Here is a 23,286-nt window from a genome sequence, read left to right as displayed (position 1 = left end):
ACTATAACTACTTAGAATTTTTAGTAGTTCAGGAGCACAAGCATTGAAAAAATATTTATTATTAACCTTTAGCTTGGCTTGTGCTTACTTTTTTACTGGATATTTTAGTAATTACCTTCTTGCTATCGATGGATATGCAGTTGCCTCATGGCCACCCTCTGGTATTGCCCTTGCTAGCTTTTTAATTTGGGGTCGAAAAGTATTTCCTGGAATTATGATTGGTGCCTTATTTACTAATTTAATTCACCTTGATAAAGCAGCCGATATTTTACAGTTAAATGTGTTATTGCAAGCAATTGGTGTAATGTTAGCGGCGACTTTGCAAGCTTGGGTTGGTAGGCAAATTATAGTTAATGTAATAAAAGCACCGCTCGATTTATCTTCTATAAAACATAGTATACAAAGTTTAATTGTTGGTGGACCAATATGTTGCACCATTGCTGCTAGTGTTGGCACTAGCTTATTAGTATTAAATAATGTAATACCGATACACGCCGCCTTTGATAACTTTATAGCATGGTGGATAGGCGATAGCATTGGTGTATTAATTTTTACTCCTTTATTACTCGCTGCATTTAATTACTCTGAAATGCGTCATCGTTTGCAGGTTATTTTGCCCTCGTTATTAATTTATACACTTATAAGTATTAGTTTTTATGGTGCTGCGAGCGTTAAAAAAGAAAAAGATAGCCAAAAGCAAGAAGCTAAAGTACTTGCTGTACAAAATGCCATAAACCAAAAGCTTGACGGAATTACTGCTCACTTAGGATTGCTAGCTACATACTTTGCTAGTAGTGATGACGTGAATTTTAGAGAGTTTAAACAGTTTACTTCAAAGCAACTGGACTACAGCCAAGAAATTTTAGCATTTGAATGGATACCTTATGTACCAGCAAATAAACGCACAAATTTTGAAGTCCGTGAAAATACAGCCCCTGATAAACCTTTTTACATAAAAGAAAAGTCACTTGATGGAAGTTGGCAACCTGTAGGTGCTCGTAGCAATTACTTCCCTGTAAAATATGTATACCCTTTGGAGGGTAATGAAGATGTTTTAGGGTTTGATTTAGCTTCTAGTAAAGTAAGAGGTGCTGCACTTAGTAAAGCGAAAGAACTTAATGAACTTGCGCTAAGTGAGCCAATTAATTTAGTCCAGAATACATCTGAAAAAGGTGTACTCTTTTTATATCCTGTTTTTGGCGAGTCATCTACCGAAGATGATTTTCAAGGTTTTGTGGCAGCAATTGTTAGTCTTAAACGTTTATCGCAAACACTGTTATTTGATCACAACAACTTAATTTCAGCTAGCTTTTTTGATACAACGACACTAGAGAAAAAGCAGCCAATTTATATTGCCGATACCGATAATTCACAAATGCTGTTTAAGCAATATCAATTGTTGATTGGCAAGCGTATGTGGCAGGTCGAGTTATATGAACCACCAGTTAGAACGCCTTGGTTAATGTATTGGCTTGCACAAATTGTAGGTATGTTATTTGTGTGGTTACTGATTACATTTTTGATTTCAGTTACTGGTACAAATATACAAATTCGTAAACAGGTAGCTAAGCAAACACATACATTACGTAAAGAAAAACAAAAAGCAGATGAAGCGAGTTATATTAAAGGGCAATTTTTAGCAAACATGAGCCACGAAGTTCGCACGCCTATTAATGGAATAAAAGGGCTGCATTATTTAGCGTTACAGCAAAATAACTGGCAACAGGCGCGAACATATATAGAGCAAGCTGATGGTGCACTTGGTGTGTTATTAAGAGTGTTAAATGATGTCCTCGACTTTTCTAAAATGGAAGCAGGCAAACTCGATTTAATGCAAGAGCCTATCAATGTAGGTAACTTAGTTGATGAAATGACTAATTTGATACAATTTGAAGCTGATGTTAAGTCATTAAACCTTCAATTAGATTATGATAAAACAACAAATTTGGTAATTTACAGCGACCCGATCCGCTTAAAGCAAGTGCTCTTAAATTTACTTAATAATGCAGTTAAATTTACTTCCAAGGGAGACGTTACTCTTAAAGTGTGGCAATCACAAAAAATGACCTATTTTAGTGTTAATGATACAGGGATAGGCATTAATGCAGCTGCACAAAAAAAATTATTTAAACCTTTTTCACAAGCTGATAGTTCAACCTCTCGACAGTATGGTGGAACCGGTTTAGGTTTAAGTATTTGTAAAAAATTGGTTGAGCTTATGGGAGGCGCTATAGATTTAGCAAGCCATGAGGGAAAGGGTTCTACATTCACATTTAGCCTACCATTGAGTTCCCCACTGCCTAAAGCAGAGCAAATACAGCAACAATATGATGAAATAGATGTCGATACCTTATCGTTTGCTGATTACCGGTTACTCTTAGTTGAAGATAACCCGCTTAACCAGCATGTTGCTAGTGCAATATTAAAAACCAAAGGTTGCACAGCCGATATAGCGAGTGATGGTTTTGAGGCAATAGAAAAGTTGACTGAAAATACTTATGACATTGTTTTGATGGACATTCAGATGCCAAAAATGGATGGCTTACAAGCCACTAAAGTTATTCGTAATGAGCTAGGGTTAATTGATTTACCTATTATTGGTTTATCAGCAAATGCGCATGATGATGATGTTAAAAAAGCAGCTGCTTGCGGAATGGATAATTATATAACTAAGCCGATTGATGCAAATACATTATTTAAAACACTATGGCATCATTTATCGCATAAATAAGCTGCATTATTTTTTTGCATAAAAAGCAGACATATGACCGCTTAAATTTGCTACAAACCATATAGACTTGAAAAATAACTGTATCTGCGTATCATGCGCGCAAATTTAACTAAACTGGGTTGCTATTATGATCAATAGAAAATTACCTTTGCTAGATATTCATCGCCATTTAGACGGTAATGTACGTGCGCAAACAATATTAGAACTTGGTCGTCAGTTTAATATAGAGCTACCTGCAGATAACGTTGAGGCATTAATTCCTCATGTTCAAGTTATTGACCCAGAGCCAAACCTGATGGCTTTTTTACAAAAGTTAGATTGGGGTGTCACAGTACTTGGCGACTACGATGCGTGTAGACGTATTGCTATTGAAAACATTGAAGATGCACAAGCCCAAGGGCTTGATTATGTAGAGCTACGATTTAGTCCTTACTACATGGCACAAAGCCAAGGTTTACACCCAGAAGGGGTTGTAGAGGCGGTTGTTGATGGTATTAAGTCAGCAACAAAGGGTGCGAATATAAAAGCTAACTTAATCGGTATTCTATCGCGTACTTATGGCATAAAAACATGTCAAAAAGAGCTAGATGCGTTACTCGCGTTTAAAAATGATTTAGTGGCTGTTGACTTAGCTGGTGATGAGATTGGTTTTCCGGGCGAGTTGTTTGTAGAGCACTTTAAACAAGTACGAAATGCTTATTTAGCTTCTACTATTCACGCAGGTGAAGCGCTCGGCGCTCCAAGTATTTGGCAAGCAATTAACGAGCTAGGCGCGAGCAGAATAGGGCATGGCGTAAAGGCAATTGAAGATCTAAAATTAATGGATTACTTACGTGATAACCGTATTGGCATTGAGTCGTGCTTAACAAGTAATATTCAAACCAGCACAGTGAACGACTTAGCTAAACACCCGCTTAAACAATTTTTAGATCACGGTATTTTAGCGTGCATTAATACTGATGACCCTGCGGTTGAAGGGATTGAAATTGAGTATGAATATGCTGTTGCAGCGCCTAAGGCTGGTTTATCTCAAGCTGATATGGAAAAAGCGCAAACCAACGCATTAAAAATAGCATTTTTAAGCGATGGTGATAAAAAAGAGCTTTCAGCGCTCGTTAGTGCACGTTAAGTTTTTAATACTGTAAATATAGAAATGCCGCTTTATAAGCGGCATTTTTGTATTTGTAATGTCAGTTTAATTAACGCGTTTGACAGCTAACGTAGTTATTACAAAGTGCTTTAAGTATATCTGAGCGGCTTATCATACCAATCACTTTAACACCCTCTACTACCGGGTAATTTTTTGGTTTACCTGTTTTCATTTGCTCGGCTAGTTCAATAATATTGGTTTCGCCACTAACAGTAACAACGTCTGTTTGCATTAATTGCGACACTTTAACCATGCCGTCACAAAAATAGCTGCTGTGAGTTAGAGGTTTTAGTAATTCTTGTTCGGAGATGAATCCAACTAGGCATCTGTTCTCGTCAAATACTGGCGCGCCAAGCAGTTTAAATTTTTGTAGTTCTGCAATTGCTGTGGTCATTTCTGTTTCAGGTGTTATGTTTGGCAACTTACGCTGCATAAAATCTTTTACTTTTGTATTTAGCATTAGGGTCTCTCCCGCTGATGTTCTATACAGAGTATGGTTTATAGATAGGGATTTAGGAAATTGTTTATATTGATGAAGTTGATAGTTTTTAACTATTAAGTATTTGTCTTTATATAAAATAAAAGCACCGATTAGGTGCCTTTATTTATAATTGAAAGTTAATTTCAGTTATTTTATAAATGCGAATGCATCTGCGTACATGTTTTCACGAATTGCACCATGGGTAATAAAGTCATCGCGCACGATACCTACCATGTCAAAACGACCCGCCATGTAAATATCGTATGGTTCAAGCGATACAATATCTTGCATTACCGCTTTGTGTACATAGCCAGTATGACCTTGCCAATTAGCAGATGGATTTTCTACCACAGGGATAAATTCAAAGTTTTTATGACTATCAGCCCACGTTTGCATTTCTGTGTGTGCGTATAAAGCAGACTCTTCTTTTACGCCCCAATAAAACAATACTGGGCGGTCACATTTAATTTCAGCTAAGTGGTCAGCCATTGATTTAGCGTATGAGAAACCAGTACCGCCAGCAAGCAAAATAATAGGGCGCTCACATTGTAGGCGTAATTGCGAAATACCAAGACCAGCTTCAATGTCTACCAACTGCGTATTGCTATGAGCATTTCGTAGGTGTTCTAATGACTGCATTGCATATGAATCAGCTCCCGATGCGCCAATGTGCAGTTCTATTTCATCACATTGTGAAGGGCGACTGGCAATAGAAAAAGCACGTTTGTCTTTTTCGCTCAATACGAGTTGCATGTATTGACCAGCTTCAAAGGTCACAGGTTGTAGTGGCTTTAAAATTACTTTATGAACAAATTCTGTAAGTGGGCTGATAGCTACAACTTCAGCTTTTAATGTTTGCATTTTTTACCTTTTAGCAGCGCTTTTCACAGCAGATACGCAATAGAATAAATCGATTCTAGCATATCTGCAGGGTTATTTTATAGCCTGTTTATATTATACTAATTCGCAATAATACTTGAGCAATTTGAGTGTTTAAACCTGACGTTAACTGCATTATTATCGACAAGTTCTTTAGCTATAAACGGCTACTTAATTAAGCGAATTGATTTTATATAAACATTTAAAGAATATTAAGGCTTTCCCAAATATCATCTACACGATCTTTGGTGTCTTTATCCATAACAATAGGCTCACCCCATTCTCGAGTAGTTTCACCAGGCCACTTATTAGTTGCATCCATTCCCATTTTTGAACCCAGGCCAGATACTGGCGATGCAAAATCTAGGTAATCTATAGGTGTGTTTTCTATTAATGTTGTATCGCGAGCAGGATCCATTCGGGTTGTTATAGCCCAAATAACGTCTTCCCAATCGCGGGCATTAATATCGTCATCGCATACAATTACAAATTTAGTATACATAAACTGACGTAAGAACGACCAAACTCCCATCATCACGCGCTTAGCATGACCTGGATATTGTTTTTTCATCGTTACAATCGCCATGCGGTATGAGCATCCTTCTGGCGGAAGGTAAAAGTCGACAATCTCAGGAAACTGCTTTTGTAATATAGGCACAAACACTTCATTAAGTGCCACACCTAAAATAGCCGGCTCATCAGGCGGACGACCAGTAAATGTGCTGTGATAAATAGGATCTTTACGGTGCGTTAAGTGAGTTACAGTCATAACTGGAAAGTTATCAACTTCATTATAGTAACCAGTATGATCGCCATAAGGCCCCTCTGGCGCCATTTCACCTGGCATTATATAACCTTCAAGTACTATTTCTGCACTGGCAGGGACTTGTAGGTCATTTGAAATAGATTTAACAACTTCGGTTCTGCTACCGCGTAATAAACCGGCAAATGCGTATTCGCTTAATGTGTCGGGTACTGGTGTTACTGCGCCAAGTATTGTCGCAGGGTCTGCACCTAGTGCTACTGAGACTGGGTAAGGTTGCCCTGGATTTTCTTTGCACCATTCTTGAAAATCAAGCGCCCCCCCACGGTGTGATAACCAACGCATAATTATTTTATTTTTACTTAATAATTGCTGGCGATATATACCTAAGTTTTGGCGTTTTTTATAAGGTCCTTTAGTAACCGTAAGGCCCCAAGTAATTAATGGTGCAGCATCACCTGGCCAACAATGCTGAATAGGTAATTTAGTTAAATCTACATCATCACCTTCTAAAATTACTTGTTGGCAAGGCGCTTTTTTAACTTCTTTTGCTGGCATATTGAGCACTTGCTTAAAAATAGGTATAGCGCCTAGTGCTTCTTTAATGCCTTTTGGTGGATCAGGTTCTTTTAAAAATGCGAGTAGTTTACCTACTTCGCGTAATTCACTAACCTCTGTTTGGCCCATGCCCATTGCTACGCGTTTTGGTGTGCCAAATAAGTTGGTAAGCACCGGCATATCGTAGCCTTTTGGATTTTCGAATAATAACGCAGGGCCTTTAGCACGCAATGTGCGATCAGATATTTCGGTCATTTCAAGATACGGGTCGATTTCTTGGGTGATACGTTTAAGTTCGCCTTTTTTTTCAAGCAAATCGATAAAATCACGTAGATCTTTGTATTTCATTGGAGGCCGCTATTAAGCAAAAGAGTTAAAGTATTATACCCAGTTCATGCAAGGCAAGTCATTACTTGCACTCAAAACTTACAGCGTTTCATACTCGTTAAGATATATAAAAGTTGATAGGTGTTTTGGGTTTGCTTGCTAGGGCGGTTATAGCTACTAATACGCTTAATTGCTTTATTTGGTTCAGCATGGAGCTTTATCTATTACTTATTAGTTTAATTTGTAGTGCATTGATACTTTTTACCCGCAATTATTAGCATTGCGTTATTACCTTTACCCCAAAATAAAACATTCTCATTTATATATTTATTACCCGATGCGCTCTCTTCGTGATTGAGTAAATAAATGTCATTATTAAAAGTAAGTTCAGCATTTTTGTTATTAATAACATTTAGTACTACAGTATTTTTATTACATAAATAGGCAGTACTTATTTGTTGGTCGCTACATGCGGTTAAGCTAAGTAAGCTGGCCACTATGACCAAATGCACTTTCATTTTTCCTCCTTTTATCTTATTAAGTCCCTATTTTAAGCTGACTTATTTACTTAGTTTGTATGAGAATAACAAAGCAAAATTAACCGTTGGTGAAAGTAGCGCTTTACGTTATGTTTATAGCAATATTTTTTAAGCTCGGAAGCTTTATGGCTGGCACTAACCTTTTAACTTTATTAGACGATATAACCACCTTACTTGATGACATTGCGACAATGAGTAAGGTTGCAACAAAAAAAACCGCTGGTGTATTAGGCGATGATTTAGCACTTAATGCACAGCAGGTTACAGGTGTTGCTGCAGAACGTGAGTTGCCAGTTGTTTGGGCTGTCGCTAAGGGTTCATTTTTAAATAAAGCGATGTTAGTACCCGCCGCTTTATTAATTAGTGTGTGGCTGCCTTGGTTAATAACACCACTGTTAATGATTGGTGGTTTATTTTTATGTTTTGAAGGAGCCGAAAAAGTATTTGCTAGGTTTTTACCTCATCACAATGAAGCGGTAGATGAAAATGAAAAATTAGATTTAGTTGAGTACGAAAAACAAAAAATAAAAGGGGCAATAAGAACTGACTTTATTCTTTCTGCCGAAATTATTGTGATTACTTTGGGCACAGTGGCTGGCGCTACATTACTTAACCAAGCTTTAGTGCTTTGTGTTATCGCAATTATAATGACCATTGGTGTTTATGGCTTAGTTGCAGGTATTGTAAAACTGGATGATGCAGGACTTTATTTACTCAACCAATCTAAAGTGTCAGCTAATAAATTTAAAGAGCTACTTGGGAAAGGCTTACTAGCAGCAGCGCCTAGGTTGATGCAGTTTTTAGCATTTGCGGGCACTATTGCGATGTTTTTAGTAGGCGGCGGTATTTTAGTGCATGGTGTTGAGTTACTGCATCACACGCAGATAGATGTAACAAGTTATGCTCAGTCGATGGCTGGCGGCACAGGAGAAGTATTAGCGCCTCTATTGTTTGATGGTTTGCTAGGCGTTATTGCCGGCTTAGTTGTTGTGCTTATACATGTAATTTATACAAAGTTATTTAAAAAATAGTTTATAGCTGGCGTACTTGTTGCGCCAGCTATATTTAAATTCACTCATTCACAGTTAGCTATTTTACAAAGCGATTCCAATTCAAATTGTGCTTTAGTATTTTTTTGCTCAATGGCCTTTTTATACCAATAAATAGCCTGTTGATAATTTTGAGCTATTCCCTGACCATCACGATACATTTGCGCTAAATTTAATTGTCCCCATTGAGAACCCGATTCAGCAGCTAGCTTAAAGCTATCAAATGCTTCAACAAATAACTTATCTTTAAAATAAATTATGCCTTGTTGGTTGTTTTTATCGAGCTTTAAGCCTTTATATAAAGGTTTAGGTTTGGGAGGAAACATCACAAACCCGCCATAAAGGCTGTTGGCATAAGGACGTAATACGTCGTAAATAGCTTCGTCTTTATACAAACGCTTTATTTCATCACGAGGGAGGGTGATTGTTTTAGTGGAGAAGTAATTGTCTTGAATTAGTTGGCTAGTACGCATTGCCAAAGTAATACTGTTGTTACGTTTATAACTGTAGTTACTTATCTGAAAGGTAATAAATTGTTCGTCAAAATTTAATACTTGAGCAATTCTTAAATTGGTTAGGGTCCAAGGTTCGTGTGTAAATTTGTCGGCATGTATTAAGTAGGTGTCGTATATTTTAGGGCTATTTAAATAAGATTGCTTTTGGATTTCGGTATTAAGATGTTGTTGATAAAAAAACAAAACAATCCAGAGCAATAAAAATACGCCAATAAAGTATTTAGGCAGGCTTAGTTTTTCTATTAACGGTAGTTGCGTTATTTTAACGGGTTCGTTTTTTCCGCATTGATAGCATTCGCGTTTGTAATTTAATTTTAAAGCGAGCATAGGTAAAATGCTAAATCGTAAATAGCGGCTTTTATTTACTAAATGATAGGCGTCGCTTTGACAATGAGGGCAGCGTATTATTGGTGCAAAATGTGGAAATGATTCACTCGTGTTAAAAAGCAACATAAAGCACGCTCCTTGTTTTAATTATTTAAAGGTAAAACAAGTAGCGTGTTAGTTAAAGCTGCAAACTGTAAGTAAGTGTGTCTGTTATTACTTATTTTGAGCTTTAGGTTTAATTGTTGTTTTTGCATCAGCAGCCATTAACGCAAACACAGCGTATGCAGCGGTGTTTTGACGTAGCTTAGCAGGTGTTATTTTATCAAGGGTATCGTCGGCTGTATGGTGATAATCAAAGTAATCTGTTCCATCTTGAGCAAGTTCAAAAATAGGCGCTGACGTTGCTGCTTTAAGTGGAATTAGGTCAGGGCCACCATTCGCTTGGTTTTTACCAATATACTCAATATTTAATGGCGCAAGCTCTTTTGCTATAGCGCGTACTACAGGAAGCGAAGCGGCATCTACATTTGATTCAAAAGCATATACTACATCGGCGCCAAAATCAGACTCAGCGGCTGCAACAATATTGTTTAATTCGTTTTTATGCTCTGCAAAATAAGCTTTTGCTCCCCAAAGGCCAAGCTCTTCGGCTGCAAAAAGCACTACGCGAATGCTGCGCTTAGGGCGTTTTACATCACTAATATGTTTAGCGGCTGCCATTGTTAGCCCAACGCCTGCGCCATCATCTAATGCGCCAGTACCTAAATCCCAAGAATCTAAATGTGCGCCAATAAGTACGTATTGTTCAGGGTTTTCAGTACCATTAAATTGACCAATAACGTTATAACCTGTGCCTTCACCTAGATTTTCGGTTTGCACGTTAATATTTACCGACACGTCTTTATTTAAAGCAATAAGTCGTGCAATTTGATCTGCATCTGGGTTAGCAATTGTTACGTTAGGTATTTTTGTAACACCTTCTTTGTAGTAACTACCGCCAGTGTGTGCAAAACGATGATGACCGGTACTTACCGAGCGCATCATGTAGGCAACAGCCCCTTTTTTAGATGCTTCTATAGCACCTGTACCGCGTGCTTTTACAGCAGGTCCGTAACCATTCCCGTCTATATCGCGGTTCATACGGTAATTAATATACGCAATTTTACCTTTTAAACTGTTTGCCGGTGCGGCTTTTAATTCATCAAGTGTTTCGAATAATACAACAGGCGCTGTGATCCCATCTTTTGGCGTGCTTATACTGTTACCTAATGCAGTTAAGTGCAGTGGTTGCTCGCTTGGTGTTAGTATTTTTCCGCTTTCGCTATAACGGCGCCATTCAGGAAAAGTCGCTTCTTCAAGCCATACTTTATCAAAACCAAGCTCATTAAATTTAGCTTTAGCCCATGCAACCGCTTTTTTATCGTTTTCAGTGCCGGGTAAGCGAGGGCCAACTTCAGTTGTTAATGACTCTAGTAATTTATAGCTTAAATCACTATTTAGAGCAGAGGTGCGTACTTCGTCTACTTGTTGTAATTGCTTTTGGGTAAATTCGGCGCTGTTAGCGTTTGCAGCCATACTGCTAGTAAGCAGTAATGCGGTAATGATTTTTTTCATTTGGGTAAGCCTTTTTAATAATTAACACTATTAAAGCATGTAATAAACGCTATAAAAAATAGATGAGATGAATAGGCGTTGTAATGGGTTTAATACTGTTAGGTATAAATGTTTAGATGTAAAAAAGCCCACGTAAATGTACGTGGGCTATATTTTAAAGCTGTTATTTAGGCATTTATTTAAAAGCTAAATTGCGCTGCTAAACGAAGATTTGTGCCCTCGCCAACAGTTACATTATTAGTTCCGCCACCACCTAAGTAGCTTGTATCAAATAAGTTTTCGATGTTAAGACGTAAATTAATATCGGTATTACTTAAGTTAAACTTATAAGTGGCACCTACATCAACGCGCGTATATGCATCTTTAGTAATCGTATTATCGCTATCGGCAAAGCGCTCACCTTCGTAAAATGCACCAGCATTAAGTGCAATTGCGTCGTTGAATTCATAACGTGTCCAAAGTGATGCCGACCATTTTGGTGCATCGGTAGGGCGTTTACCTTCTAATTCTTCATCGCGTTCAAAGTTAGCATCTAGATACATAGTTGATGCCATAACAAATAAACGGTCAGTAGCGGCACCTTGCGCGCTGACTTCAACACCTTTATGACGTTGTTCGCCTACTTGGTTTGTTTCACTTGTGAATGAGCCAATAGGAGTATCAAGCTGTTCGCTAACAAGAGTACCTTCTTTGCTAATATCAAAAATAGCACTGGTAAGCATTAGGCGGTCATCAAATAATTGCCATTTAATACCAATTTCTCTTTGCTCAGATGTAACTGCATCTAATTTCATGCCGTTATTTACATCAGTTTCGTCAATCAATGTTTCGCTACCTTGAGGTTCAAAACCTTCTGAGTAACTAGCATATATAGTAGCAGAGGCATTTGGGTGATAAAGCACACCTACTTTTGGTACAAATGATTCGTTATCATTTCCTGTGCTATTTTGTTTGTCGTAACGACCACCCAACGATAGTTGCCATTCTGGCGAGAACGAAATTAAGTCTTGAACGTAAATACCGTAGTAGTCATATTCAGTTTCGCTTACGGTATCATCTGTTTTGTAACTTATTGAAGGGCGAGGTGGCTCTGTCTGTCCAGCTGAAAAATCAAAAGAGTCGGCAGAGGTACGACGTTGCCCGTAGTAGTAATCAAGCGAGTTTGCGCCAATTAAAAACTGATGTTGTAAATTTCCCGTTTTAAATTCACCAACGAAATCAATATATGCCGTTTTAAACTGCCAATCATCAAAGCGATCATAAGGGTTTGATTGATAGCTATCACCCTCAACAAAGTCGCTTGGCATATTAGGTGCTGATTCAAAGCGTTGGCGCTCAAATGTTTGTTCGTTATAGCCAAGCTTTACTTGCCAGTTATCGGTTAAAAATACTTCTAGGTCTACACCTAGGTTTTCTACAGTTATATCGGTAAACGCCCAAGACATATCACGGATTGTTTTATCATCACCAATTACATTGGTATTATCGTCTATCCATGCGCCAGTATCTAAACCTGCTTCGTCGTCTGTGCGGTCGTAATGCACACGTACTAATGCGTTGTCGCTAATATCGTAATCAACAACTAAAGCACCTAAAAATCGGTCGCGCTCACGGTTTTCACCATTTTGGTACTCACGCCAGTAATCAACATCTTGTTTAACTAAAATACCACGAGCACGTAAATCTTCTGATTCAGTCAATGCACCACTGGCATCTACCATAAAGCGAGTTGAGCCATGTTGGTCTACATCGGCACTGGCATTAAATAATGTTTGTGCTGTAGGTTTTTTAGTTACCATGTTAACCAAGCCACCAGGACCTGATTGACCATATAAAATGCTTGATGGGCCTTTAATTACTTCAACTTGTTGCAAAATTTCGATTGGTTGTTGATAGTGCGACCAATGCTGATGCCCATCACGTAAATAACCCGTAGATGAGCTAAGCTCAAACCCACGTAAGTTAAATACTTCACGATTTCGTTGTTGTGAGCCTGCCGTTAAACTTGCGTCATTTGTTAGTACTTCACCAAGTGTAGTGGCTAATTGCTCGTTAATTATGGTGTCTGTTATTACGGTAACAGATTGTGCGGTTTCAAGTAATGAAGCTGAGGTTCTCATTGCGCCATTAGCGTTATCTACTTTGTAATCGTTAAAGTAGCTACCTTTGACTTCTATACGTTCAAGGTCGGTAGAGTTTGCATATGCGTTTGTTGTAATACTTGCCAATAGTGCTATGTAAAGTGAATTCAGTTTCATTGATCGCTTCCAGCGCAGTTATGTAAAAAATAATCGCGATCTTAATGCAAACTACTATCATTTTCAACATCTTTTATTAACATGCTTTATAGTGTGTTTGTTCATGGTTGCCAATTGCGAATTCTGCTATTATTAGCAGCATATTTAGTGGGGCTTTCCCCCATGTTATTTTTATTGCTATGGAACTTACTGTGACTTCAACTGCTTTTTCATCTTTGGCTTTACCAGCTGGACTCGTTGATAACTTATCAACACTTGGCTATGCCCACATGACACCTGTACAAGCGCAAAGTTTGCCGCCTGTACTTGCTGGTAAAGACATCATTGCTCAGGCAAAAACCGGTTCAGGTAAAACTGCTGCGTTTAGCTTGGGTGTGTTAGCTAAATTAAACGTAAAACGCTTTCGTATTCAATCTTTAGTGTTGTGTCCGACTCGTGAGCTTGCCGAGCAGGTTGCGGTTGAAATGCGTAAATTAGCGCGCGGTATTCATAACATTAAAATATTGACGTTATGTGGCGGTGTATCAATTGGTCCACAAATAGGCTCGCTTGAACATGGCGCACATATTATTGTTGGCACACCTGGTCGTGTTGATGATCATATTCGTAAAGGTACTTTACGTTTAGATGATGTTGAAACGTTGGTACTTGATGAAGCCGATCAAATGCTTGATATGGGTTTTCAAGATACACTTGACGCAATTATTGAGCGTATTCCACAAAATCGTCAAACATTGCTATTTAGTGCAACGTTCCCAAGAGCCATAGAAGCAATTGCTAAACGTGTACTTAAAAATCCAGAAATGGTTAAAGTAGAAGAAGAGCAAGCCAAAAGTACAATTAAGCAGTACTTCTACAAAATGGATAATAATAAGCAGCGCTATCCAACGCTAAAATTATTATTACTTAAATTTACACCACAAAGTTGTGTTGTATTTTGTAATACCAAAGTAGAAACACAACAATTGTGTGATGATTTAGCTGATGAAGGCTTTAGTGCTGTTTCGCTACACGGTGATTTAGAGCAGCGCGATCGTGAGCGTACGTTAATTCACTTTTCAAATAAAAGTGCTTCAATACTTGTTGCAACCGATGTTGCTGCGCGTGGTTTAGATATTGATGACATGGATATGGTGATTAACTACCATTTAGCACATGACACGCAAACACATGTGCATCGTGTTGGTCGTACAGGACGAGCTGGTAAAAAGGGCATTGCATGTTCTATCTACGGTGAAGCCGAAGCGTTTAAAATTGCTCAAATAGGCGAACATTACGAACGCGATATTACTCCAGAGCAAATGCCACCATTTAATTTATTAGACAAGCCGCCGTACCGCCCTGAAATGGTTACTTTGATGATTGATTCAGGTAAAAAGCAAAAAGTACGTGCAGGTGATATTTTAGGTGCTTTAACGGGTAAAGATGGGGTTGCAGGTCGTCAGGTGGGTAAAATTAACGTACTTGATAACGTAGCGTTTGTTGCTGTTGAGCGTAACTCATTAAAACCTGCGCTACGTAAATTAACCGAAGGCAACATTAAAGGGCGAAAAATACGCGCTCGTCGCCTTACTCGTTAATTTATATTAATAATTAGTGCATTAACGAGCAGCTTTTTTTAGCTGCTCGTATTCCTCTTTTATTTTTTTAAACTTTACTTCGCAGCCGCCAGGCTTATCTGGGTGATTTTTGAGTGCATGTTGTCGCCAGCGTTTTTGTAACTCTTTAAGTGTAAAGTTATTTGGCAATTCCCACTCAATGGTAAGTTCATTATAATTTTTTTGCGTTAAGGTCGATATTGCACTTTGACGTTTAAATTGCCCCCAAAAACTATTTAAAAGTGCATCAACGTCTTCTGTTGAGGTATCGTAGTTTTTCCAATCCAAATAATAATCTCTTAAATTTGTTTTAATTATTGCTGGTCGATCACTCTCTTTTTCTAAAAGCTCAATGTGTAGTGTTGAAATTAGTAATATTTGAGGATGAATTTGAATCTGTAGTTGGTATAGCGCGTTCATAATTAAAAAGTTACGCTTAAATAAATCACGTTCTGGATTTTTATCAAGTGATTTTATTGCACCGCTATTTATAAGTTCTGATGCTAAAATATGAACTTGCCAAACTTGCTTTGTTAATATTAAATCAAATATCTGGTCAATCAGTGGGTTAAGCATTGTTTACGCCCTAGTAATTGGTGTATCTTCAATAAAGATTACATTTGTTATAAGTAACCGTTTGAAGGATTGTAATTATGCAAGGCAAGCTTAAATGCCTCTTATTCATTGTATGGTGTGTATTGCTACCCTCTAGTTATGCTCAAAGTGCTGTGTCGTTATTTGACGAGTTTAAAAAAGAACAGCAATGGGATGCAAAACTTCAACTAGGTAATGCATTACTAACAAACCAAGATACCTCAAAAAAAGAGCGTGCTGAAATTTATTCATCAATGGCTAATTTAGCGCTTTCTGTTGATAACTATACAGGTGCTTTAGAGTATTTTAAGTTACTAGAGCAAGGTACATCAGTATCATTTTTACCTAATGAGCACTTTCGTGCAATTAAAATGCAGGGTGTTGCTCTTTTTTACCAAGGGCATTTTCAAAAAGCAATTGTGGCGTACACTCGAACACTTGCTATAGCTGAAAAAAATGAACTCTTATTAGAGCAAGCTAACTTATTAAATAATATAGGGTTAGCTTATTTTAATATGAATAAGTTAGCGCCAACACTCGAGTACTATTTAAAAGCGAAAGTGATTTATGAAGCGTTAGGTAGCGAGCAAGATAAAACAGATATTTTACTCAATATAGCGGGTGTTTATATTCGCCTATCGCGTTATGACAACGCATTTAGTATTTATCAAGATGTGATTAAAGTTTATCAAAAACTGGGTGATGAGAGTGGTGTTGCTCAAGTGTATAACAATATGGGTGTAGCTTATTCTGAGAGTAATCAGTTTGATTTAGCACTTCATTATTATCAATTAGCGCTTCGTTATTATTTACCTGCCAATGACTATAATAAATTATCAACGCAATACACCAACCTTGCCAATGTAAACTTAATATTAAATAAAGTAGATATAGCGTATGAGCAAGCCAAGTTAGGTGCACAGTATGGGCTTAAAATTAATAACCATAATTTAGAACTTAATGCATTGCACACTTTAGCGAAAATACAATTTGTAAAAGGCGAGTTGGATGAAGCTCAATCGAATTTAGATCGTGCTATATTTTTAGCCCATGAAAATAGTAGTGAGCGAATATTAAGAGATGGTCTAGGGAGTCAATCATTGCTAGAAGCGAGTAAAGGAAACTACTCAAAAGCGATGTCTTTGCACGAGCAATTTATCAGTGAATTAAGAAATCTCAGAAGTGAATCAATTATAAATGCGTTAGCTGTATTGCAAAAGCAATTTAAAGCGACTCAGTTGAATCAAGAAATTGAGCAATTAAAGCAAGATAGAAGAGTACAAAAACTAAAAATGACTCAACGCTCACAGCTTACGCTGTTTATTTTTGTGTTATTTATTTTGGTTATTGTTACAGGGGTTGCACTTTACCGACGTGGTGCAGAAAAACGTGCAAAGCAGCGTTTAGCCGAACAGGTAGAGCAGCGTACCTCTGAGTTACAAGCCGTAGCTCAAGAATTAAGAGAAGCGAACGAAATTAAAAGTCAGTTTTTAGCAAATATAAGTCATGAAATAAGAACACCATTGACGGCAATTTTAGGGCAAACAGATGATTTAATAAATGGTTTGTATGAGCCTGAACAACTTCAAGATGAGCTTAAAATAATTCAACGCCATAGCGATCATTTAAAAAGCTTAATTAACGATGTACTCGATTTAAGTAAAATTGAAGCAAATAGATTAGAGTTAAATATTTCGTGCTTCGATATTGTTCAATTAGTTAGTGATGTACACGCGATGTTTAGTACACAAGCAAAAGCTAAAAATTTGCATCTAATTTTAGATAATCAAATAGGTACCGACTTCTATATAAAGCTTGATTTAACGCGCGTAAAACAAATACTAATTAACCTGTGTGCAAATGCAATTAAGTTTACTCGCGCAGGGCAAGTAATAGTCGCATTAAACAAAACAGAACAAGGCTTAGTACTTACAGTTAAAGACACTGGTATTGGTATGAGTTCTTCTCAATTAAAACTAATTTTTGAGTGCTTTAGTCAAGCGGATAATAGTATAAGTCGTCGTTTTGGTGGTACTGGGCTAGGTCTTAGCTTATCGCAACAGCTAGCCTCGATGATGGGTGGCTATATTAGTGTGCAGAGTGAATATAAAAAAGGAAGTCAGTTTTCTTTCTTTTTACCTTGCATAGAAGTCGATAAAGAATTAAATGTTATTGAAAACCAAGACTCTCCTGTTATTAGTAAGCAATTAAATGGTCGAGTTTTACTTGCTGAGGATCATCCAGACAATCGTAGATTCATTAGTCGTTATTTGCGTTCATTAGGGCTTGAAGTTATTGCTGTAGAAAATGGTGAGCAAGCAGTAGAGCGATGCTTGCAAGAATACCCTGACTTGGTTTTACTCGATATTCAAATGCCAGTAATGGATGGACGAGCTGCTTTTAAACTATTAAAAAAATGTGGTTTTGAACGTCCAATTTTTGCATTGACCGCTAATGCAATGAGCCATGAAGTGGATGACTATTTGGCGTTAGGTTTTAGTGGCTATTTAGCTAAACCTATTAATAAAGATTTATTTTATAAAGCATTATCTTTGCACTTAGAAGAGACACAAGATCAGCAGCAAGTTAAGCAAACAGATATAGATATGAGCGACTTAGTAATTAGTTTTAAGCAAAGCTTTGCGTTGGAGAATGAGGCAATAACACAGCATTTTATAAATGAAGATTTAGAGGCGCTTCAAAAAGATAGCCATAGAATCTTGGGTGCTGCGCAAATGTTTGGACTTGATGAAATAGCATTGGCTGCTAAAAATCTTGATCGGGCATTATTACAAACCCAAAGCAATCGAAATATATTGCATATTAAAAAGCTAGTATCTAGCTTACAAACCGTTCTTAAAAAGTATAATGAAAGCTAGTTATATTGTTTAGTATTACGGTAATAGAAATAAAAAAAGCGCCAAATTTGGCGCTTTTTTATTTCGAATTTAAACGCTTATTGGCGTCTCATCGAGTCAAAAAATTCATCATTAGTTTTGCTCATCGATAATTTATCGATTAAGAATTCCATTGCATCAATTTCTGACATGTCATGAACTATTTTACGTAAAATCCAAAGCTTTTGAAGCTCATCTGGTTTTGTCAGTAATTCTTCACGACGAGTACCTGAGCGATTAAAGTCGATAGCTGGGAATACACGTCTTTCCGCGATTTTACGGTTAAGGTGTAATTCCATGTTACCAGTACCTTTAAACTCTTCGTAGATAACTTCATCCATTTTAGAGCCAGTATCGATAAGTGCTGTAGCAATAATAGTTAAACTACCACCTTCCTCAACGTTACGTGCAGCACCAAAGAAGCGCTTAGGCTTATGTAATGCGTTAGCGTCAACACCACCAGTAAGTACTTTACCTGATGAAGGAATAACAGTGTTATAAGCACGGGCTAAACGAGTGATTGAATCCAATAAGATAACAACATCTTTTTTGTGCTCAACTAAGCGTTTTGCTTTTTCGATAACCATTTCGGCTACTTGTACGTGACGAGAAGCTGGTTCATCAAATGTTGATGCAATAACTTCACCTTTAACTAGGCGTTGCATCTCTGTTACTTCTTCCGGACGCTCATCAATTAGTAATACCATTAATGTTGCATCTGGATGATTGTGTGTAATCGATTGTGCAATATTTTGCAGTAGCATTGTTTTACCCGCTTTTGGCGGTGCTACTAATAAACCACGTTGACCGCGACCAATTGGCGAGGCTAAATCAAGTACACGTGCTGTAATATCTTCTTTACTGCCGTTACCGCGTTCCATACGAAAACGTTCGTTAGCATGTAACGGAGTTAGGTTTTCAAAAAGAATTTTAGTACGAGAGTTTTCAGGCTTATCAAAATTAACTTCGTTTACTTTAAGTAAAGCAAAGTAACGTTCGCCATCTTTCGGTGGGCGAATAAGGCCTGAGATTGAATCGCCAGTACGCATGCTGAAACGGCGAATTTGGCTAGGTGAAACATAAATGTCATCTGGCCCAGCTAAGTAAGAGGCTTCTGATGATCTTAAAAAGCCGAAACCATCTTGTAAAATCTCTAATACACCGCCGCCGAAGATATTCTCTCCGCCTTTGGCATGGGATTTAAGAATGGCAAAAATAATATCTTGCTTTCTTAATCGGGCTACGTTTTCGAGCCCCATGGACTCAGCTAAGTTTACAAGTTCTTTTATAGACTTGTCTTTTAATTCGCGTAAATGCATATTGGTGGGTTCTTTATTACAGTTGTCATACTCAAAATCGCTTTGATCGTTGAGTGAGGTTTGTTGAATATAACTAAGGATTAGTTGGCTTTATAAACTAGCAGTTCACTGGCAAAGCGTCCAGTCTTTATACAAAATAAATTTAAAAAAAGGGCAAAAAGCCCTTTTTATAGTTCTAGCTTATACAATTAGATGTTGTTTTCTAAAAACTCGATAAGTTGAGTTTTTGAAAGTGCACCTACTTTCGTTGCAGCTACTTGACCATCTTTAAAAAGAAGTAAAGTAGGAATGCCACGAATACCAAATTTTGGCGGTGTGCCAGCATTTTGGTCAATGTTTAATTTAGCAACAGTCACACGGCTGTCGTATTCATCAGCAACTTCGTGAAGAATAGGGGCGATCATTTTACAAGGTCCGCACCATTCAGCCCAGAAATCTACTAGTACTGGTTTGTCTGATTGTAATACGTCAGCTTCAAAGCTATCGTCAGTAATTTGGATTATTTTCTCGCTCATTGCGCTCTCCGATTTAGTTAGGCGAAATATTTAGTGCGTATTTAAACACTCTTGTTTCTTATTGCAAGTTTAAACGTTATGCTTAAACGCTATGACTAAGACACATTTAACCGATAAAAAGTTTTCAGACTTTGCTATCGCACCGGAAGTGGTTGCCGGTTTAACCGAGAATGGGTTTGAATATTGCACACCTATTCAAGCAAAATGCCTACCTTTTATTTGTGATGGCCGTGATATTGCGGGTCAAGCTCAAACAGGTACAGGCAAAACGTTGGCGTTTTTAACGGCAACGTGCCATCGGTTATTACAATCTAGCAAAGCACCTAGTAAACATCCAAGAGCCCTGATCATGGCCCCTACTCGGGAGCTTGCGATTCAGATACACAAAGATGCTAAAATTTTAGCGCCGCACTGTAATCTTAACTTAGGTTTAGTATATGGTGGCGAAGATTACGAAAAACAACGTGCACAACTAGAAAAAGGCGTTGATATTTTAATTGGTACTACAGGTCGCTTAATTGATCTGTATAAGCAAGGCTGTTACACCCTTAATGAAATTGAGGTAGTCGTGCTTGACGAAGCCGATCGTATGTTCGATCTAGGTTTTATCAAAGATATTCGTTATATGTTCGATCGTATGCCAGATACATCAAAGCGTTTAAACTTATTATTCTCTGCTACATTATCGTATCGCGTACAAGAATTAGCTTTTGAACACATGACAAACCCAGAGCATGTTCAAATCGAACCTGACGTTAAAACGGGTAAACGTATTCAAGAAGAGCTATTTCACCCTTCGCAAGAAGACAAAATTAAGCTGTTGTTAACCTTAATTGAAGAAGAATGGCCAGAGAAAGCAATCGTGTTTGCAAATACCAAACACAGCTGTGAAACAGTTTATGCTTGGCTTAAATCTGACGGTCATCGTGTAGGTATGCTTACTGGTGATGTTAACCAGAAAAAACGCCAAACTATATTAGCGCAATTCAGTAAAGGTGAATTAGACTTTTTAGTAGCAACCGATGTTGCAGCGCGTGGTCTTCATATTCCAGAAGTAAGCCATGTATTTAACTTTGATTTACCTGACGACTGCGAAGATTACGTTCACCGTATTGGTCGTACTGGTCGTGCTGGTGCATCAGGTCATGCAATAAGCTTTGCTTGTGAGCAATACGCTTATAATTTACATGAAATTGAAGAATATATAGAGCACAGCATTCCTTTATCACATTATGATAAAACAGCATTGCTAGATGATTTAACTCAGCCTATTATTCAAAGAAAGCGCAACTATTCAACAGGTCCACGTAGCCGTAGTAATAACAGCGGACGTCGCCCAAATAATAGTTACCAAAAAGGACGGTCGTAAGCGACCGTTTGTAAAAGTAGTAGTAACTAGAGGTTTTTGAACGGTGGGGCAACTTAAACCGCAAAAAAATGTGTACGCAGTTATTGATTTGGGCTCAAATAGCTTTCATATGCTTATAGCCAAATCAATTGCTGGCGGTCTACAAACCATTGGACGTGTTAAACGCAAAGTCCGATTAGCCGCAGGGCTTGATACAAACAATGTATTAAGCTCTGAAGCAATGCAGCGAGGCTGGGAATGCCTTGCCCTTTTTGCTGAGCGCTTGCAAGATATTCCAGATAAAAATATCACCATAGTAGCAACTGCCACTTTACGGTTAGCAACTAACGCCGAAGTATTCAAAAATCATGCAGAAAAAATCCTTGGTCACAAAATTAATGTGATTAGTGGAGAACTAGAGGCGCGCACAATTTATAAAGGTGTTGCTCATACTTCTTCTTGTACAGGGAAACAACTGGTTATTGATATTGGCGGTGCTAGCACTGAAGTTGTTATTGGCAAAGCATTTGATGCCTTACATTACAAAAGCCTCAATATGGGGTGTGTTACCTACCTTGAACGCTATTTTAAAGATTGCCAACTAAGTAAGGGTAACTTTAACGCAGCTATAAAGGCAGCGCGCACTGTTATTGATGAAATATCCCCTGATTATAAAGCTGCTGGATGGCAAATTGCATCTGGTGCTTCTGGCACAGTACAAGCAATTCAAGAAATTATGGTCGCTCAAAATCTTGACGATTTACTTACGCTTGAAAAACTCAACACTATAAAAGAACAAGCAATTGCATTTAGCACTATTGCAGCACTAGATCTGCCTGGATTAAGTGAAGACCGTCGACTGGTATTTGTATCAGGACTCGCAATCTTAATTGCACTATTTGAATCTCTTGAAATAGAAAAAATGGGATTGGCGGGTGGAGCACTTCGTGAAGGTGTTTTATATAGCATGGTTCCGGAGTTCCATAATAACGACATTCGCAAACGCACGGTTGATGGGTTTATGAGTCGTTATCATGTCGATCAAAAACAAGCGTGTCGAGTTTCAAGCTTAGTTGTTCAGTTAGCTGCAAATATTGATAAAGACTGGCCAATTGAAAGTTTAAATGGGTTACCACTATTGAGAGCAGTAGCGCAGCTTCACGAGATTGGGTTATTAATAGAGTATAAGCAGTACCATAAACATACCGCTTATATTTTAGGAAATACCGATATGCCTGGTTTCTCACAATCAGAACATAAGTTAATAGTAGCCGTAGCTGATGCTCATCGTTCTGACTTTCCAAAAGGCTGCTTTAATTCACTCGGCGTAAATAGTCTATTAGCGCAATACATTGTGAGGTTACTTCGTATAGCAGTTATCTTATCGATGCGCAGACAAGATGACGTACTGCCTAAATTTGAGTTAACTGCTAAAAATGAAGTGTTAGACCTTAAGTTTGAAAGTAACTGGTTAAAAGATCATCCACTGATGGCTAGTGAGCTACAACAAGAGTCTAAACAGCAAGGTAAACTTGGTTGGAAGCTCATAGTAAACTAAGTTAAAAGGTCCTTCAGGACCTTTTTAGTGTTTAAAGTAACCACTTCGATGTAAATATGTGCGAACAGCACATTATTTCAAGTTTTCTTCAAAAAAGGGTTGATCTGTTTTCGGATCTCCCTATAATGCGACCCCACTGAGACGGGAAACGCCGAAGCATAGCAAGGCAGAAACTACTCAGAGAGTTAAATAAAACTTCGGTTTTAAATTATCTAAAAAGAAAGTTTAAAACTAAGTGTTGACTCGAAAAATAAAGGGTGTATTAT

At 37.8% G+C, this 23,286-nt stretch carries 17 protein-coding genes; 7 read left to right on the top strand and 10 right to left on the bottom strand.

Features of this window, described 5'->3' with window-relative positions; translation table 11 throughout:
- Positions 1-43 precede the first annotated feature (43 nt).
- Together GQR56_RS17870 and add are read left to right on the top strand one after the other, a co-directional pair.
- Positions 44-2,731, top strand: a complete 2,688-nt coding sequence (locus GQR56_RS17870) for a CHASE domain-containing protein (protein WP_166114006.1) — start codon at positions 44-46, stop codon at positions 2,729-2,731.
- Positions 2,732-2,858: 127 nt separating this feature from the next.
- Positions 2,859-3,860, top strand: a complete 1,002-nt coding sequence (gene add / locus GQR56_RS17865) for an adenosine deaminase (RefSeq protein ID WP_166114004.1) — start codon at positions 2,859-2,861, stop codon at positions 3,858-3,860.
- Between the two features lie 70 nt (positions 3,861-3,930).
- Here the strand turns inward: add and GQR56_RS17860 are convergent, their stop codons facing one another.
- From GQR56_RS17860 to GQR56_RS17845, 4 genes are all read right to left on the bottom strand, one after another.
- Positions 3,931-4,341, bottom strand: a complete 411-nt coding sequence (locus tag GQR56_RS17860) for a CBS domain-containing protein (protein WP_024609937.1) — start codon at positions 4,339-4,341, stop codon at positions 3,931-3,933.
- A gap of 168 nt (positions 4,342-4,509) precedes the next feature.
- Complete coding sequence (gene fre / locus GQR56_RS17855) at positions 4,510-5,223, bottom strand: NAD(P)H-flavin reductase (protein ID WP_024609936.1); 714 nt, start codon at positions 5,221-5,223, stop codon at positions 4,510-4,512.
- Positions 5,224-5,443: 220 nt separating this feature from the next.
- Positions 5,444-6,910 carry a 4-hydroxy-3-polyprenylbenzoate decarboxylase gene (gene ubiD, locus GQR56_RS17850; protein WP_024609935.1) on the bottom strand — a complete coding sequence of 489 codons (1,467 nt, stop codon included), beginning with the start codon at positions 6,908-6,910 and terminating at the stop codon, positions 5,444-5,446.
- A gap of 215 nt (positions 6,911-7,125) precedes the next feature.
- Positions 7,126-7,407 carry an MliC family protein gene (locus GQR56_RS17845; protein ID WP_024609934.1) on the bottom strand — a complete coding sequence of 94 codons (282 nt, stop codon included), beginning with the start codon at positions 7,405-7,407 and terminating at the stop codon, positions 7,126-7,128.
- Positions 7,408-7,553: 146 nt separating this feature from the next.
- On the opposite strand from GQR56_RS17845, the gene GQR56_RS17840 reads away from it, so the two are divergent.
- Entirely contained in the window at positions 7,554-8,459 is a 906-nt protein-coding gene (locus GQR56_RS17840; RefSeq protein WP_166114001.1) for a DUF808 domain-containing protein, read from the top strand.
- A 44-nt stretch (positions 8,460-8,503) separates the two neighbouring features.
- On the opposite strand, the gene GQR56_RS17835 is transcribed toward GQR56_RS17840, so the two are convergent.
- The 3 genes from GQR56_RS17835 to GQR56_RS17825 form a co-directional block, all read right to left on the bottom strand.
- Entirely contained in the window at positions 8,504-9,445 is a 942-nt protein-coding gene (locus tag GQR56_RS17835) for a tetratricopeptide repeat protein (protein WP_024609933.1), read from the bottom strand.
- An 87-nt stretch (positions 9,446-9,532) separates the two neighbouring features.
- Positions 9,533-10,933 (bottom strand): M28 family peptidase, encoded by a 1,401-nt coding sequence (locus tag GQR56_RS17830; RefSeq protein ID WP_166113998.1) that lies wholly within the window; start codon positions 10,931-10,933, stop codon positions 9,533-9,535.
- A gap of 179 nt (positions 10,934-11,112) precedes the next feature.
- Positions 11,113-13,191 carry a TonB-dependent receptor gene (locus GQR56_RS17825; protein ID WP_166113995.1) on the bottom strand — a complete coding sequence of 693 codons (2,079 nt, stop codon included), beginning with the start codon at positions 13,189-13,191 and terminating at the stop codon, positions 11,113-11,115.
- 191 nt (positions 13,192-13,382) lie between these two features.
- Between GQR56_RS17825 and dbpA the strand changes: the two genes are divergently transcribed.
- Positions 13,383-14,771, top strand: a complete 1,389-nt coding sequence (dbpA, locus tag GQR56_RS17820) for an ATP-dependent RNA helicase DbpA (RefSeq protein ID WP_166113992.1) — start codon at positions 13,383-13,385, stop codon at positions 14,769-14,771.
- Positions 14,772-14,792: 21 nt separating this feature from the next.
- Here dbpA and GQR56_RS17815 read toward each other — a convergent pair whose 3' ends face one another.
- Complete coding sequence (locus tag GQR56_RS17815) at positions 14,793-15,365, bottom strand: DNA-J related domain-containing protein (RefSeq protein WP_166113989.1); 573 nt, start codon at positions 15,363-15,365, stop codon at positions 14,793-14,795.
- A 77-nt stretch (positions 15,366-15,442) separates the two neighbouring features.
- On the opposite strand from GQR56_RS17815, the gene GQR56_RS17810 reads away from it, so the two are divergent.
- Entirely contained in the window at positions 15,443-18,262 is a 2,820-nt protein-coding gene (locus GQR56_RS17810; protein WP_166113986.1) for an ATP-binding protein, read from the top strand.
- 77 nt (positions 18,263-18,339) lie between these two features.
- Here GQR56_RS17810 and rho read toward each other — a convergent pair whose 3' ends face one another.
- Positions 18,340-19,599 carry a transcription termination factor Rho gene (rho, locus tag GQR56_RS17805; RefSeq protein ID WP_008166441.1) on the bottom strand — a complete coding sequence of 420 codons (1,260 nt, stop codon included), beginning with the start codon at positions 19,597-19,599 and terminating at the stop codon, positions 18,340-18,342.
- Between the two features lie 188 nt (positions 19,600-19,787).
- Complete coding sequence (gene trxA / locus GQR56_RS17800; RefSeq protein WP_002960942.1) at positions 19,788-20,114, bottom strand: thioredoxin TrxA; 327 nt, start codon at positions 20,112-20,114, stop codon at positions 19,788-19,790.
- Between the two features lie 91 nt (positions 20,115-20,205).
- Between trxA and rhlB the strand changes: the two genes are divergently transcribed.
- Complete coding sequence (rhlB, locus tag GQR56_RS17795) at positions 20,206-21,483, top strand: ATP-dependent RNA helicase RhlB (protein WP_024609929.1); 1,278 nt, start codon at positions 20,206-20,208, stop codon at positions 21,481-21,483.
- A gap of 43 nt (positions 21,484-21,526) precedes the next feature.
- On the top strand, positions 21,527-23,020 hold the full coding sequence (gene gppA, locus GQR56_RS17790; RefSeq protein ID WP_024609928.1) for a guanosine-5'-triphosphate,3'-diphosphate diphosphatase: 1,494 nt from the start codon (positions 21,527-21,529) through the stop codon (positions 23,018-23,020).
- Positions 23,021-23,286 lie beyond the last annotated feature (266 nt).

It is taken from the genome of Pseudoalteromonas sp. Z9A5 (assembly GCF_011378875.1).
In the GTDB taxonomy this organism is placed as follows: Bacteria; Pseudomonadota; Gammaproteobacteria; order Enterobacterales; family Alteromonadaceae; genus Pseudoalteromonas.
The sequence above is the reverse complement of the archived record's forward strand: the minus strand, read 5'-3'. Positions and strand labels throughout refer to the sequence as shown.

Bases quoted from the DNA above. Each gene is read 5' to 3' on its own strand.
- add (WP_166114004.1), top strand. From the start codon at position 2,859: ATGATCAATAGAAAATTACCTTTGCTAGATATTCATCGCCATTTAGAC.
- GQR56_RS17860 (WP_024609937.1), bottom strand. From the start codon at position 4,341: ATGCTAAATACAAAAGTAAAAGATTTTATGCAGCGTAAGTTGCCAAAC.
- fre (WP_024609936.1), bottom strand. From the start codon at position 5,223: ATGCAAACATTAAAAGCTGAAGTTGTAGCTATCAGCCCACTTACAGAA.
- ubiD (WP_024609935.1), bottom strand. From the start codon at position 6,910: ATGAAATACAAAGATCTACGTGATTTTATCGATTTGCTTGAAAAAAAA.
- GQR56_RS17845 (WP_024609934.1), bottom strand. From the start codon at position 7,407: ATGAAAGTGCATTTGGTCATAGTGGCCAGCTTACTTAGCTTAACCGCA.
- GQR56_RS17840 (WP_166114001.1), top strand. From the start codon at position 7,554: ATGGCTGGCACTAACCTTTTAACTTTATTAGACGATATAACCACCTTA.
- GQR56_RS17835 (WP_024609933.1), bottom strand. From the start codon at position 9,445: ATGTTGCTTTTTAACACGAGTGAATCATTTCCACATTTTGCACCAATA.
- GQR56_RS17830 (WP_166113998.1), bottom strand. From the start codon at position 10,933: ATGAAAAAAATCATTACCGCATTACTGCTTACTAGCAGTATGGCTGCA.
- GQR56_RS17825 (WP_166113995.1), bottom strand. From the start codon at position 13,191: ATGAAACTGAATTCACTTTACATAGCACTATTGGCAAGTATTACAACA.
- GQR56_RS17815 (WP_166113989.1), bottom strand. From the start codon at position 15,365: ATGCTTAACCCACTGATTGACCAGATATTTGATTTAATATTAACAAAG.
- GQR56_RS17810 (WP_166113986.1), top strand. From the start codon at position 15,443: ATGCAAGGCAAGCTTAAATGCCTCTTATTCATTGTATGGTGTGTATTG.
- rho (WP_008166441.1), bottom strand. From the start codon at position 19,599: ATGCATTTACGCGAATTAAAAGACAAGTCTATAAAAGAACTTGTAAAC.
- trxA (WP_002960942.1), bottom strand. From the start codon at position 20,114: ATGAGCGAGAAAATAATCCAAATTACTGACGATAGCTTTGAAGCTGAC.
- rhlB (WP_024609929.1), top strand. From the start codon at position 20,206: ATGACTAAGACACATTTAACCGATAAAAAGTTTTCAGACTTTGCTATC.